A 13714-nucleotide genomic window follows, 5' to 3' on the forward strand; every position below is an offset into this window, starting at 1 on the left:
AGCAATAGGCGAGCGCCGGCCGCCAGGGCAGACGGTCGTTCTGGACAGATTGTTCGGCAGGGCGAACAATGGCGCATGGAAGCCTTCACCGGCATAGAGGCCTTCGCCCGTGTGGTGGAGACCGGGAGTTTCACCGCCGCCGCCCAGGCGCTGCAGAGCGCCAAGTCTTCGGTCAGCGAGACGGTGCGCACGCTCGAGGAACGCATGGGCGTGCGCCTGCTCGACCGTACCACGCGCCGGGTGCGGCCGACGGAGGCCGGGACGGCCTTCTATCATCACTGCCGGCGGCTGCTCGACGACCTCGCGCTGGCGCGCAGCGAGGCCCAGGCCGCCCAGAAGGAACCCGCCGGAAGGCTTCGCATCGCCGCCCCCGACGGCTTCGCCGAGCGCTACATCGTACCCGGCTTGCCCGCCTTCCTCGCCGCCTATCCGACCATCGAGATCGAACTGATCGCCGGAAGCGGAGCGCTGCGCCTCGTCGACGAAGGCATCGACCTCGCCATCCGCATCGTGGAGAAGCCCGAGCCCAGCCTCGTCGTTCGCCGCATCGCGACGTCTCGCGTCTTCATCGTCGCCACCCCCGGCTATCTCGCGCAGCATGGGACGCCCCGCAAACCGCGCGACATTCTCGGCCATCGGCTGATCGGCTTCGCCCCGCTCGCCTGGCGCGACACCTGGCGCATTGGGACGGAGACCATTGCGGTCCGGCCCCGTCTTCTCGTCAATAGTTCCGAGTCGTTGCGCACGGCGGCGCTTTCGGGGCTGGGTCTCGCCGCGGTTCCGGAGTGGCTGATCGCCGATGCCCTGGCCGCCGGCCTCCTCACCCGCGTCCTTGCCATTCACGAGACTCCCACAGGCGGCATCTATGCCGTCTACCCGACCAACCGTCTTCTCACGCCGAAGATCCGCGCCTTCGTCGACCACACCGTGCGCGACCTGCGCGGTCGCGGACTATCCCGGTAGCGACTCCGTCAGCAGGAACGTGAGTTCGTGCTTGTTGTGGTGGAGGTGCAGGACGGCCGCGCCCGGGAGGGCGGCAAAGGCCCTCGCGGTTTCGTGATCGGTCTCGCCCTGGAACTTGATCGTGCAGACGAAGTTGCGGACCTGCCCGCTGGCCCGCCAGCGCTCGACCAGCCGCAACAGCCGTGCCGGGTAGCAGATCACGTCGGAAAACAGCCAGTCGACGGGACCGACACTGGAGGGGTCGAGCCCGAATGCGCTTTCGCCCCGCCATTCGACGCCCTGCATCGCCGCGACCTTGGGGTCGAGCGGCGCCTTGTCGATGGCGATGACGTGCGCACCCAACTTCGCCAGCACCCAGGTCCAGCCGCCCGGGCAGGCGCCGAGATCGAGGCAGCGCTCGCCGGGTTGCGGCCAACGGCGCAGTCGCACCAGCGCTTCCCACAATTTCAGGTAGGCGCGGCTGGGCGGCCCGACCTTGTCCTCGATCAGCTCGACCTCGCCGTTGGCGAAGGGTGAGCTGCACGATGCCGCCGCCAGCATCCGGTCGGACGCGAGCAGGGTCCATGATCCCAGCGGCGCGGTCGGGGCGACGGCGGGAAAGACCACCGGCTTCGCCGAGACGTGTGGCAGCCTTTCCTGGATGAGCGCGGCACGACGATGATGGAGTGGCGCATACATCGCCCAGTTGCGCTGGATGTCGCGTAATGACTTAGCCGCCGAACCGATCGACGCCACGGGCAGCTCGACGCACTCGCGCCAGATATTGGCAGCCCAGGCGGCATCGTGCGCCGGTGCATCGGACAGGAGCAGTCGGCCATGTTCGGCGCGGATCGCAACACCGGCGCGCGCCAGTTCCTCGCGCAACTGGTTCTCGAAGCCGTCGGCGGCAAGATATGCCGTGGTCACGCGGTCGTTTCGCAGCAGAGATTGAACATAATCAATCTCAATGTAACAGGCCGGCCATGGAAAATCCGGCAAACCTCATGCTAGCGTCGTTCAACAACGGAGGAGAGAGAGTGATGTTCAACAAACGGTTCCTCATCGCGGCAGTGCTCGCCGGGTCGATTGCGACCGCCGGCGGCGCGTTCGCGCAGAGCCAGCCGATCGTCGGCATCTCGACGGTCACCACCTATTCGGTCGACGCGACAATCACCGCCATCGATCCCTCCAAGCGCACCGTGACCTTCACCGGCCCGGCCGGCCGCTCGATCACCGCGAAGGTTAGCGACGGCGTGAAGATGGACACCAGCAAGGTCGGCGACGCCGTCTCGGCGGCGTTCGAGAACAAGCTCACCTTCGTGCTGTCCGGCCCGAACGCCGCGACGCCGCGCGACCGCGACCTGAGCGTCACGGCCGCTGCCTCTTCCGGCAACCGCGCTGCCGGCGCGATGGCCGACCAGACCGTCGCCAACTGGTGGGTCACCGGCGTCAATCCCTCGGCCGGCACCATCTCGGTCGTCAATCCGAGCGGCGGCGAGGTCCAGACCTACTCCGCAGCCACCGCGGAGGGCCGCGCGCAGCTCCCGCGCGTCAAGACCGGCGACAAGCTCACGGCCATCGACACCTCGGTGCTGGTCGTGGCGATTTCGCCTAAGAAGTAACGACCAACGACCTCGGCGGCGCCGGCCGCCGAGCGTCAGCCGCCACGACGGCCGAAGCTTCCCCGCATCGTTCCGACCTTGGTCCGCAGTTCCAGCGCGACCCGGTCACCATTCGCCCTGCCGGTCGCCGTGAAGCCGCCCATCGAACAGTCCTGGCCTTCGTAGATGCGGCCGCTGCCCGTTATGTCGCCGTTCGAGGCAACGGCAAGCGAGACGGCCGAGACGCCGCAACCCGGCTGCGTGATACGGCCGATCAGCTGGCCGCCGGCAATGCTCAATTCCGCCGTCACGACACCCGGCAGCTCGGCGAAGCCGGTGGTCGACAGGCCACCGCTATAGACGCCGTCATAGGCGCCGGCCTGTCTGGGGGCCGGTGACATCGAATTATGCGGCCGCGCAGCGGACGAAGCGACCGAGGGCACTTCCCGCAGGAGCGCCGGGACCTGCGCCGCGGTCAGATAGCCGGTCGCCGCATGCCCTTTGGCCTTCTGCCAGGCCGCGATCATCTCACGCGAACGCTCGCCGAAGGTACCGTCGGAGCCGCGCGTGTCGTAACCCAGCGAGGTGAGGACGGTCTGGATACGCTGGCGGTCGGCTGCAATGAGCTGCAGCGCCTCCTCACCCTCGCGTGCCGCAACGGCCGCTTCCGTCTCATGGATTGGCGCGGGCGCTGGCACCGCGGCAACCGTCTCGGCCGACTGCGCCTGCTGGGGCCGAGGTGGCAGCGTCTCGACGTAGTAGCCGATCGCCAACGCGAGCAGCGCTGCCGCAACGGCGCCGAGAGTCATCGGCTTCCAGCGCGAACGGGGCTGGGGCGTGAAGGCGAGCTCGGCAGGTGCGCTTGGCGGTGTCGGGGGCGTGGGCGGTGTTGGTAGTGTCGGAGGCACAGGCCGCGCCAGGGGCTGCGACATGATCATCGTCGCATTGGCATCGGCCGTCGCGCGCCCCAGCAAAGCGCGCCAGGCAGCGATCGTTTGCGGTCGCTCTTCGAAACGCACTGCCAGCCCGGCATCGATCCCGGCGAGAAGCTGCGCCGGGAAGCCGATCAACTGCAGGCTGGCGAGAGGCACATAGGTATCGGCGAGCAGGCGCTCGAAGGCACTGGGCGGCGCCTTGCCGGTGATCGCATGATGCAGTGTCGCCGCCAGCCCGTAGATGTCGGTCCACGGTCCCTGCTTGCCGGCGGCGAACTGCTCGGCAGCGGCATAGCCCGGGGTGAAGATCGCCGTCATGGTCGAGGACCGGCCGGCAACGGCCAGCCGCGCCGCTCCGAAATCGATCAGCGTCGGCAGGCCGGCCTCGTTCACCAGGATGTTGCCCGGCTTGATATCGCGATGGAGAAAGCCCGACTCGTGCACCTGCTGAAGCCCGTCCAGCAGCGGCGGCAGGAACCAGTCGATTTCGGCCGGCGACAGCGGGCCCCTCGCTTTTACCCGTTCCTCCAGCGTGTCGCCACGCACCAGCTCCATCACCATGTAGGAGGTGCCGTTGGCCTCCACGAAGTCGAAGACCTTCACGATGGAAGGAGCCTCGTGGAGATTGGCCAAGGTCCGGCCTTCCGCGACGAAGCGCTCCCGGCCCCAGGAGAAGTCCTCAGCGACTGCTGTGGAACGCGGCAGGACGGAGGCGCCGTCCTGGCGGATCGCCAGCGCGGGCGGCAGGTATTCCTTCAGGGCGACTTCACGGTCGAGCTGGGTGTCGCGGACACGGTAGATGATGCCGAACCCACCCTGCCCCAGCACCTCCAGAACCTCGTAGCGGCCAACCACGCGCCCCGGGGTCAGCGCTACATGGTCGACCGCAGCAGCGGAATCGGCCGGACCGGCAGGCTTCTCGCCCGTATCGTCGTCCTCGATGTGCATGTGCCTCCTGCCCCCACCCGGCAACGTTCGGGGAAGACCGGCGTTCCTCGAATATCCGCCTGCGGAACAGTGCAGTGAGGTCTACCGTGACACCGGGTCTCAAGATCCTCGACGAAGAACCTGCCCCCACCCTCGACGAAGCGGAAATTCGCGTGCCGACAGCAGGAACGTGGCTGGCCCTAGGCGCCGGTATCCTCGTCGTCGCGGCGGGCTTCGTCTGGACGATCCTGTAGCGAGACCACACGGGGCGGGCTAACCTCCGGACAACACGGAGGAATTTCATGGCGAAGTTCGGCATTGGTCAGTCGGTACGCCGGGTGGAGGACCCGCGTCTCCTCACCGGCGGTGGTCGTTACACGGACGACACCAGGCTCTCGACCCCGGCCGCCCGGGCCTATGTCCTGCGCTCGCCGCACGCCCACGCCGACATCAAGGGCATCGAGACGTCAGCCGCGAAAAAGGCGCCTGGGGTTCTGCTTGTCCTGACCGGCGACGACGTGAAGGCCGCGGGCTATGGCGACCTGCCCTGCCTAGTCCCGGTCACCAACCGGGACGGCACGCCCCGGGCCGAAACGCCCCGGCCGATGTTGGCTCAGGGCCGCGTTCGCCACGTCGGCGATCCGGTGGCGCTGGTGGTGGCCGAGACGCTGGAACAGGCCAAGGATGCGGCCGAACTGATCGAGATCGACTACGAAGCCCGCCCTCACACGGTCGGCACTTTCGAATCAGCTCAGCCCGGCGCCCCGCTGGTTCACGATCACATTCCGGGCAATCTCGTCTTCGACTGGGAGATGGGCGACCGGGCGCGCACCGAGGCGGCCTTTGCCAAGGCCGACCGGGTCGTGAAGCTCGAGATCGTGAATAACCGCCTGGTCGTGAATTCGATGGAGCCGCGCGGCGCCATCTGCGAATACGATCCGACGGACGACCGTTCGACCCTCTGGGTCTCCTCGCAGGGCGTCAGCGTCATCCGCCCCGTTGTCGCCGACATGATCCTGAAGATCGGCCAACCCAAGCTGCGCGTGCGCACCGGCGACGTGGGCGGCGGTTTCGGCATGAAGATCTTCGTGCACCCGGAATATCCGCTGGTCGTGTGGGCCAGCCGCGCGCTCAAGCGCACGGTGAAGTGGATTCCCGACCGGCAGGAAGCGTTCCTGTCGGATGTTCAGGGCCGCGACCACGTCTCGCTGGCCGAGATGGCGCTCGACAAGGATTGCAAGTTTCTGGCGCTGCGCGTCACGACGCATGCCGCGCTGGGCGCCTATCTCAGCCATTTCGGCGCGTTCATCCCGACCATGGCCGGCAGCGGCATGCTGGCCGGTCTCTACCAGACGCCTGCGATCTACGTGAACGTGAAGGGCGTGATGACCAACACGGTACCGACCGATGCCTACCGGGGCGCCGGCCGACCCGAGGCTGCCTATCTGCTGGAGCGCTTCGTCGACCATATCGGTCGCGAGACCGGCCTCGGACCCGTCGAGATCCGCAAGCGCAACCTCGTGAAGCCCAACCAGATTCCCTGGAATACGGCGCTGGGCGACACGTTCGATTCCGGCGACTTCGACAACGTCATGCTGAAGGGCATGGAGAAGGCCGACTGGAGCGGCTTCCCGGCCCGACGCGCCGCGTCGCTCGCGAAGGGCAAGTGGCGCGGCATCGGCATGTCGACTTATGTCGAGAAGTGCTCGGGCGGCGCACCGGAAAGCGCGATCGCCAAGTTCAACGAGGACGACACGATCACTGTCTATGTCGGCGTCCAGACCAACGGACAGGGCCACGAGACGGCGTTCACGCAGATCATGTCGGCGCGGCTCGGCGTCGATGCCGACCGCATCCGCATCGTGCAGGGCGATTCGGATTTCACGCCTGAGGGCATGACCGGCGGCAGCCGCTCCATTCCAGTCGCGGGCGCGGCTGTGCTGGGCGTCAGCGACAACATCATCGAGAAGGGCAAGCTGGTCGCCGCCTCGGCGATGGAGGCGGCGGTGGGCGACATCGAATATGCCGACGCGACCTTCCGCATCGTCGGCACGGACCGGACAATGAGCCTGTTCGACGTCGCGCGCGCCGCCAAGGACCCGAAGCATGTGCCCGAGGGTAGCAAGCCCGGCCTCGACGATGCCTTCACGCGCACGCCGCAGGCCGCGACCTTCCCCAATGGCTGTCACATCTGCGAGCTCGAGATCGATCCCGACACCGGCACGCTGGAGATCCTGAACTACTCGATCATGGACGATTTCGGCACGGCGCTGAATCCGCTGCTGCTGCAGGGCCAGGTCCATGGTGGAGTCGGCCAGGGGGTCGGCCAGGCGCTGACCGAGAAGACCATTTATGATCCCGAGTCGGGCCAGCTCATGAGCGGTTCGTTCATGGACTATGCCCTGCCTCGCGCGGACGTGGTGCCGCACGTGAAGTTCGACATGCACAACAGCCTGTGCACGACCAACCCGCTGGGCGTGAAGGGCGCAGGCGAGGCCGGCGCCATCGGCGCACCGCCCTCCGTGATCAATGCCATCGTGGACGCGATCCATCCGCACACCGGGCTCAAGCATATCGACATGCCGGTCACGGCAGCGTCTTTGTGGGCGGCCATTGACGCCCATCGAACCAGGAAAGCAGCGTAAAGAGCATGACCGACAAACCGAACGATCCCACCCTTGCCGCCGCCTTGGCCGATTCCGTGAAGGCGATCGACGCCGACTACAGCGAAGAGATGCGCGAGCTGCGCGCTCTCTTCGAAGAAGCGCGCCTGGAGGCGGAGAAAGACGAGCCGAGCGACGTCAAGCTTAAGGCACTGCTCAGGGATGCCAACGAAATGGCACGGACCTTTGCCACTCTCGATCCCGCCTGGGGCGCCGTCCAGAGGGTGGCGCGCATGTTCGGGATTCTCTGAAGGGCGTCAGTTCGCTACGCTGCGGCGGCGTTCCAGCGTACGGCGAATGTTACGCACTACCTTGTCGTCGAGATAGAATGCGCGCTCGCTGCGGTAGCTCTCGTAGCGGGCGATCTCGATGGCTCCGACGGCCGCCGCCAGACGATCGGCGTCGATCTTGCGCTCGAAGGCGCAATGAACGGCCGGACCACATTCATCCTCCACCGTCCGCACCGAATAGTGCCCGTGCGGCGGGAACGTGACGATCAGGTCGTGCAATACCCGAGCGGTTTCAACGATGGGCTGGCCGCCATCGTCTGCCTGGCCAAGAACAAGATAGGGACTGATGTCCTCCAGGGTGGTGCTATCGCTCATGACGGGTCAACGATGGTGCACCGCGATAGTTGCGGTCCCGTTCGGGCCGGTGGGCTGTGCAACCATTTACGGGCGTCGTCGTTAATCATGCAGCACGGACTGAGCCGCGGATGTACCGGTGAGTTCGGAAGGCCCGCCCGGCATTGTCGGGGCGGGTCTTTTGCGCAGACCGCGCGACATTCCGACACCTATCGTCTATGACTTCGGCAATCTGCTTCAGCCTCGGGGTCCTGCTTGCGCTCTCTCTTCGGTTCGGCTTTCGTCGCCTTCCTGCTGGTATCTACCCTCCCGGTTGAAGCGCAGGACACCGTCACGATTGGTGGCGAGAAGAAGCGGGCGTTCGGGACGGCGATCGGCTTCCGCAATGGCGACACGGCCTGTTTCGTCACGCTGAAGGACGACCGCGGCATCACCTTCGACGAGCCGGCGGACTTCGATCTCTGCGCCATGGAAAAGTCGCTGAAAGGCAAGCGCCTGGCGCTGACCTACAAGACCGCGCGCGTCATGGCGGCTTCCTGTCAGGGTAATCCGGACTGCAAGAAGAGCGACACCATCATCCTGATCGCGTCCGTCAAACCCGCGCCGCTCGCCGCGGCAGCGCCTGCCCCGACGACGGCCAAGAGCGCACAAACTTCCTTCTGTACGCCGACCGAGACGATCATATTTTCGTGCCGCACCAGCCCGGCGAAGCTCGTGTCGGTTTGCGCCTCTAAGGATGCCGCGCCCAACAAGGGTTACCTGCAATACCGAACCGGCAAACCCGATTCGGGCGAGCCGCTGGACCTCACCCTGCCGGCTGCCCAGGTGCCGCCGCCTCAGGCGGCCAGCGGCGAGTCGTTCGCCCTCGCAGGCGGTGGAGGGGCGTGGCTGCGCGTGTCGGCGAAAAACAACATTGCCTTCGTGGTCTACACCGGCATAGGAAATTGGGGCCCCCGCGGGGAGACGCATGAGAAGGCCGGCGTCACCGTCGAGCGCGACGGCAAGGCCGTCGCCAACCTCAGCTGCACAGGCAAGCCGATCAGCCTGCTCGGCCCGGACTGGTTCGCGAAGGCCGACATTACGGCCAAGGGCCAGGATTTCGACCTCCCCGACTGAATTGAATGCCATGTCGCGCCGCCTGAAGATCATTACCGTCGGCCTGGTACTCCTGCTGTCCTGCATGGTGGGGGCCCGCGCACAGGAACCCTGGCGTGCCTATGACGGGCTCGAGGCGATCGAGATCCCCTTCGCCAACGGCTCCATCTCCCCGCATCATGTGCCGGAGATCTGGCTCAGCCTGAACGGTGCAAGGCCGCGTTGGTTCGGCATGGACACGGGCTCGACCGGCATCGTCGTCTCGGCCGACCACTTCATCCCCGGGCCACATGACGTCTCGCAGGGGCCGGGACGGCTGGTCTACAACAGCAGTGGCCGCATCCTCAGCGGCGAGCACTGGATGACCGATGTCGTCATCCGCCGCGACGAGCACACGCCGGTCGCCACGGCGCGCGTGCAGGTGCTGAGGGTCAGTCGGATCACCTGCCTTGAGCAAGCGCGCGACTGCCGGCCGGAATCCGAGCCGCGCAATGTCGGCTTCATGGGAATCGGCTTCGATCGCGGTGCGGCGCAGGCAACGGCCGACGACACCTCGCCGAAGAATCCCTTCGTAAGCCTCGTTTCGCTGGCGTCCGGCCGGCCCGTGAACTCGGTGCGGCCGGGATACGCCATCACCCGGACCGGCGTGCATCTCGGCATGACGCCTGCCCTCACCCGCCACATGGCCTTCGTGAAGCTGATGCCCAAGGCTCATCGCCCCGGCGTGCCGGACTGGAACGGCGCGCCCATGACCGTCTCGGTCGACGGCATCTCCGAGCAGGGCACGATGCTGATGGATACCGGCATCAACTACATGTTCCTGTCCCCGCCGGCCGGCACGCGCCTGGAGCGGGGACGGCGTGCCCCCGAGGGCACGCGGATCGAACTCCTCATGCCCGCTCGCCTTCGCCCGCAGCCCGCCTTCTACGAGTTCACGGTCGGGCGGCGCGGCAACCCACTTCATCCCGAGCGGGTCGAGGTGGTGCACGATGCGACGGTCTTCGTGAACACCGGCCGCATGTTCCTGGAAGGCTTCGACTACCTCTACGACGCCGCCGGCGGCTATGTCGGCTACGGTTGGAACAACCGTGTCAGCCACGAATACGGCGGCGTGACGCCGGGCAGTTACGGCCCGCCGTAGAACAAAATATCGGGCTCCTGTCGGGAAGTGGCGGGTTCGTTCGTCCTTGGGGCAGAACGACCTCACAAGGAGCCTGAAATGACCGTCCCGCCGACCGGCACCCCTGAAAGCGATCGCGAACTCGTCCTCACGCGCCTGATCGACGCGCCCCCAGAGAAACTCTTTCGCTGCTGGACGGAGCCGGCACTGATGAAGCAGTGGTTCGCCCCCAAGCCCTATGAAACGCCGGTCGTCGAGACAGACGTGCGGCCCGGCGGCTCCAGCCTGATCGTGATGCGCGGCCCTGACGGGCAGGACATGCCTAACCGGGGCATCTACCTCGAGGTCGTGCCGAATGAGCGGCTGGTCTTCACCGACGCCTTCACCGAGGCATGGCAGCCCTCGGCCAAGCCGTTCATGACGGTCATCCTCACCTTCGAGAAGCGAGGCGACAAGACGGTCTACACCGCCCGTGTCCGCCACTGGACGGTGGAGGATCGCGAGGCGCACGAGAAGATGGGTTTCCACGTTGGCTGGGGAATCTGCGCCGACCAGCTCGCCACGCTGGCCGCGACTCTCTGACGTCCACGCAACGCCGAGCGTCCTCCAGCGGTTGTTTCGAAAACCCATCTGGAGGACTCGATGGTCAGCAAGACCCTCATCGCCATTGCAGCCTGCGTCGTGATCGCAGGGACTGTGCACGCCCAATCGGGCCCAGGCGCCAGCAATGGCGGCACGTCGACATCGCCGGCCCCGGCGGGCACCTCGCCGACCGTTCCCCCTTCCGCGTCCTCGACGCCGTCGAGCAGTTCGGCCATCAATCCCAGCCCCACGCCGTCGACGCCGGGCGCGCCCAGTGCAGGACAACCCGGCGTCGGCTCGGATACGACGCGGCAGGCGCCACCCGCCGGCGCCCGCTGAATACGAACAAGGCGCTGCGCACGTTGGCGACGCCCACGCGCCACGCTACCGGATCGTCATTGCCGCCGGTGGACGTTCCAGATCCGCTTGTCGTCGAAAACCCGCCGCCTCGGGCGTCTGCGACCGCCAGGACGCGGGTTGGGCAGACGAATCGACGGCGCCATGAACGTCGCTCCGAGCGAGGAGAGGAAAAACCGACTGCTCAATGTGGAAGTTCTCACATGGGAGACGCTGGCACATCCTCCCCGCTGCTTTTGCGCACGCCCGCGCGGAACTCGACCATCGGCAACCTTCTGCGTAGGTTTCGTTGAGTCCACGACAGGCCGAGGAGAACGTCATGCGTTACCAGGTCCAGGCCGCAACGTCCGCAGACGTCGCCTATGTGGCAAACCTGCTCGAGGATCAGCACGCCGCCGCCGATTGGCCGGAGAAGCAACCGTGCGACCGGCTGATCGAAGCGTGCGCCTTCAGTACGCAGATTTGGGCAGCGCGGCGCGTGAGCGACGGGGCAACCACTGCCCTTTGGGGCGTCACACCTCGGCTCGACAATCCCGAAATCGGCTATGTCTGGATGCTTCCCGTCGCCAAGTTTGACGGGGAATCGCGTGATTTCTCGATGTTGTGTCGCCTCGTTTTTGCCGAGATGCTCGACCAGTTCCCCAGACTGGAGCAGCACATAGACACCCGAGAGGACCGGATGCTCGACCTCCTGCGAGAATTGGGCTTCCAGATCGGCGCGCCGCAGCGACAACTTGGATCACCCGGCATCCTGCACCACGTGTGGCTGGAATCCGAACACCTTCGCCACCCTTCGAACCATCCAAGCGGACGGATGGTCCACTGACGCGGCCACACGAATCCGAAAAATAGAAAGCCCCGCCGCCATTTCAGGCGCGGGGCCGGGTCGAGTACGCAATTCGCCTGCCTTAGGTCACCATTACATCCGTGGCTCACCCTGGCAAACGCCTCGCGATCGCTCGACCGCTAGGACTTGACGGATATGGTCATCCAATTGCGAACTTCAAGAGGCCGCCGCTGGGTCCCGTCGATTTCGTCGCTTTTGATTTGCGAATGGATTGCAGCCCGGCCTAACCTAGCTTGCCTTCAGGGAGAGCATATGTGACCCACGATCGTCGTCCGTTGCGCGCACTCGCTCAACTGCTGCCGTCAGGTGCGCTGGGACTTTCGGTCGGCTTGGCTGCCGCCGACGCAGCAGCCACGACGGTCGGGGAGCCCGAAGGTAGCAAGCGTTCGGTCGCGCAGCGTCTCCAGGTCCTTCGCGCCGACGTCTCGAGCACCATCGAGCAATATCGCCGGGATGGCGAGCCATTCGTCGCCGTCGACCCTGAGCAGCTTCTCGCCTGGTGGGGCAATGGCGGCTGGCGCAATGGCGGTTGGCGCAATTGGGGCAATGGCTGGCACAATGGCGGCTGGGGCAACGGCGGCTGGGGCAATTGGCACAACGGTTGGCATAATTGGTAAGCATGACCGCCACGCCCGATATCGGCATGGTGGTCGTGCAGCCGACCGCCTTTTGCAACATCGCCTGCACTTACTGTTATCTGCCCGACCGCTCGAACAAGCACGTCATCGCCCAGTCGACGGTGACACGGCTGTTCGAGCAGATTTTTGCATCCGGCTGGTCCTGCCCCGAGATCACCGTGATCTGGCATGCGGGAGAGCCGCTCGTAGTGCCCGTCTCGTTTTATCGCGAGGCCTTCGCGACGATCGAGCGGATGCGGCCGGCATCGGTCCACGTAAAGCACTCCTTCCAGACCAACGGCACGCTGATCGATACCGAGTGGTGCGACCTCTTCAAGGAATGGGGCGTCGGCGTCGGCGTTAGCCTAGACGGGCCGCGAGAGCTGCACGATCTTCACCGGAAGAGCCGCAGCGGCAAGGGGACCTTCGACAAGACCATCGCCGGCATCCGCTCCTTGCGCGAAAACAACGTGGACTTCCACGTGATCTCGGTGCTGTCCCATACCAGCCTCGACCAGCCGGCAGAGCTGCTCGACTTCTATCTCACCGAAGGCATCGACCAGATCTGCTTCAACGTCGAGGAGTCCGAGGGCGATCACGTCTCGAGCCTCTTCCACGGTCCCGAATTGCGGAAGCGTTATGCCGCATTCCTGCGCAGCTTCTGGCACCTCGCCCGCCGCAGTGGTCGCGTCCGCTTCGTCCGCGAGATCGATCTTGCCCTGCCCCGCCTGTTCCGTCCCGAAGGGGTGCCCGCGCGCAACATCCAGGTCGAACCGCTGGCGATGCTGAACGTCGACAGCCACGGCAACGTCTCGAGCTTTTCGCCCGAGCTGCTCGGGCTGAAGAACAAGGACTATCGCGACTATCTCCTGGGCAACATCAATTTCCAGTCGCTCCAGGAAATCCGCGACACCTGCCTCGCTTCGGCGCTCTACCGTGACATCACCGCGGGCGTGCAGGCCTGCAGCAGATCCTGCGACTATTTCTCGGTGTGCGGTGGCGGTGCGCCGGTCAACAAGCTGTTCGAGAATGGCAGCTTCACCGGCACTGAAACCTCGTACTGTACACTGACGCAGATGGTGCCGACCGACCTGATCCTCGAAGCCTACGATCGTCTCGCGCACAGCCCGGCCATGGTGGTTCCGCAGGATGTCCCTTCCCCTTCGCCCGTCCAGAGCAGCGACGTCGCCGCTTAGCTACCGAGGAAACCATGAATAGTATGAAGCTCTTCGCCCTCACCACGCTGGTGGCTGCAGGCTCGATGCTGGCGGCCGCCCAGTCGAGTGCCCAGCAACGCCCTGCGCAAGGCGGGCCAGCATCTCAGCCGCAGGCCGCGCCGTCGACGCCGAAGGATGCCGGCCCGCCGCCGGGCGGTGGCGCGCCGGGCCCTGAAGGCACTCGTCCCTTCCCGGTCATGTTCGTCACCAGCGTCGAGCTGATCCGC

General features: G+C 65.9%; 15 protein-coding genes and 1 pseudogene. 13 read left to right on the top strand and 3 right to left on the bottom strand.

Annotation, left to right across the window (positions count from 1 at the left end):
• The first annotated feature begins 75 nt into the window (after nt 1-75).
• Entirely contained in the window at nt 76-963 is an 888-nt protein-coding gene (locus EPO41_RS27455; RefSeq protein ID WP_296332301.1) for a LysR family transcriptional regulator, read from the top strand.
• Here EPO41_RS27455 and EPO41_RS27460 read toward each other — a convergent pair.
• Nucleotides 952-1869 carry an SAM-dependent methyltransferase gene (locus EPO41_RS27460; protein WP_296332304.1) on the bottom strand — a complete coding sequence of 306 codons (918 nt, stop codon included), beginning with the start codon at nt 1867-1869 and terminating at the stop codon, nt 952-954. The two genes, EPO41_RS27455 and EPO41_RS27460, sit on opposite strands and share 12 nt — an antisense overlap.
• A gap of 113 nt (nt 1870-1982) precedes the next feature.
• On the opposite strand from EPO41_RS27460, the gene EPO41_RS27465 reads away from it, so the two are divergent.
• Nucleotides 1983-2564, top strand: a complete 582-nt coding sequence (locus tag EPO41_RS27465; RefSeq protein ID WP_296332306.1) for a hypothetical protein — start codon at nt 1983-1985, stop codon at nt 2562-2564.
• A gap of 35 nt (nt 2565-2599) precedes the next feature.
• On the opposite strand, the gene EPO41_RS27470 is transcribed toward EPO41_RS27465, so the two are convergent.
• Nucleotides 2600-4426 carry a serine/threonine-protein kinase gene (locus tag EPO41_RS27470; protein ID WP_296332308.1) on the bottom strand — a complete coding sequence of 609 codons (1827 nt, stop codon included), beginning with the start codon at nt 4424-4426 and terminating at the stop codon, nt 2600-2602.
• An 86-nt stretch (nt 4427-4512) separates the two neighbouring features.
• Between EPO41_RS27470 and EPO41_RS27475 the strand changes: the two genes are divergently transcribed.
• The 3 genes from EPO41_RS27475 to EPO41_RS27485 are packed head-to-tail and all read left to right on the top strand — an operon-like array spanning nt 4513 to nt 7319.
• Nucleotides 4513-4659, top strand: coding sequence for a hypothetical protein (locus tag EPO41_RS27475; protein WP_296332310.1), 147 nt, complete (start codon nt 4513-4515; stop codon nt 4657-4659).
• 48 nt (nt 4660-4707) lie between these two features.
• Complete coding sequence (locus EPO41_RS27480; protein ID WP_296332312.1) at nt 4708-7050, top strand: xanthine dehydrogenase family protein molybdopterin-binding subunit; 2343 nt, start codon at nt 4708-4710, stop codon at nt 7048-7050.
• A gap of 5 nt (nt 7051-7055) precedes the next feature.
• A complete protein-coding gene (locus EPO41_RS27485) occupies nt 7056-7319 on the top strand; it encodes a hypothetical protein (RefSeq protein ID WP_296332314.1) in 264 nt (87 codons plus the stop codon).
• Between the two features lie 6 nt (nt 7320-7325).
• Here EPO41_RS27485 and EPO41_RS27490 read toward each other — a convergent pair whose 3' ends face one another.
• Nucleotides 7326-7673: a hypothetical protein gene (locus EPO41_RS27490; RefSeq protein WP_296332316.1), complete on the bottom strand. Its 348-nt coding sequence runs from the start codon at nt 7671-7673 to the stop codon at nt 7326-7328.
• Nucleotides 7674-7907: 234 nt separating this feature from the next.
• On the opposite strand from EPO41_RS27490, the gene EPO41_RS27495 reads away from it, so the two are divergent.
• The 8 genes and pseudogenes from EPO41_RS27495 to EPO41_RS27530 all read left to right on the top strand — a co-directional run.
• Nucleotides 7908-8768, top strand: coding sequence for a hypothetical protein (locus EPO41_RS27495; RefSeq protein WP_296332318.1), 861 nt, complete (start codon nt 7908-7910; stop codon nt 8766-8768).
• 10 nt (nt 8769-8778) lie between these two features.
• A complete protein-coding gene (locus tag EPO41_RS27500) occupies nt 8779-9888 on the top strand; it encodes a hypothetical protein (RefSeq protein ID WP_296332320.1) in 1110 nt (369 codons plus the stop codon).
• Nucleotides 9889-9966: 78 nt separating this feature from the next.
• Nucleotides 9967-10449 carry an SRPBCC family protein gene (locus tag EPO41_RS27505; protein WP_296332322.1) on the top strand — a complete coding sequence of 161 codons (483 nt, stop codon included), beginning with the start codon at nt 9967-9969 and terminating at the stop codon, nt 10447-10449.
• A gap of 60 nt (nt 10450-10509) precedes the next feature.
• Nucleotides 10510-10788, top strand: a complete 279-nt coding sequence (locus tag EPO41_RS27510; RefSeq protein WP_296332324.1) for a hypothetical protein — start codon at nt 10510-10512, stop codon at nt 10786-10788.
• Nucleotides 10789-11125: 337 nt separating this feature from the next.
• On the top strand, nt 11126-11632 hold the full coding sequence (locus EPO41_RS27515) for a hypothetical protein (RefSeq protein ID WP_296332326.1): 507 nt from the start codon (nt 11126-11128) through the stop codon (nt 11630-11632).
• A gap of 275 nt (nt 11633-11907) precedes the next feature.
• Nucleotides 11908-12270, top strand: a complete 363-nt coding sequence (gene grrA / locus EPO41_RS27520; RefSeq protein ID WP_296332328.1) for a GrrA/OscA1 family cyclophane-containing rSAM-modified RiPP — start codon at nt 11908-11910, stop codon at nt 12268-12270.
• Nucleotides 12271-12272: 2 nt separating this feature from the next.
• Nucleotides 12273-13466, top strand: a complete 1194-nt coding sequence (gene grrM / locus EPO41_RS27525; protein WP_296332330.1) for a cyclophane-forming radical SAM/SPASM peptide maturase GrrM/OscB — start codon at nt 12273-12275, stop codon at nt 13464-13466.
• A 23-nt stretch (nt 13467-13489) separates the two neighbouring features.
• Nucleotides 13490-13714, top strand: a pseudogene (locus tag EPO41_RS27530) (hypothetical protein); the annotation flags it as partial.

It is taken from the genome of Reyranella sp., from assembly GCF_004297265.1.
In the GTDB taxonomy this organism is placed as follows: domain Bacteria; phylum Pseudomonadota; class Alphaproteobacteria; order Reyranellales; family Reyranellaceae; genus Reyranella.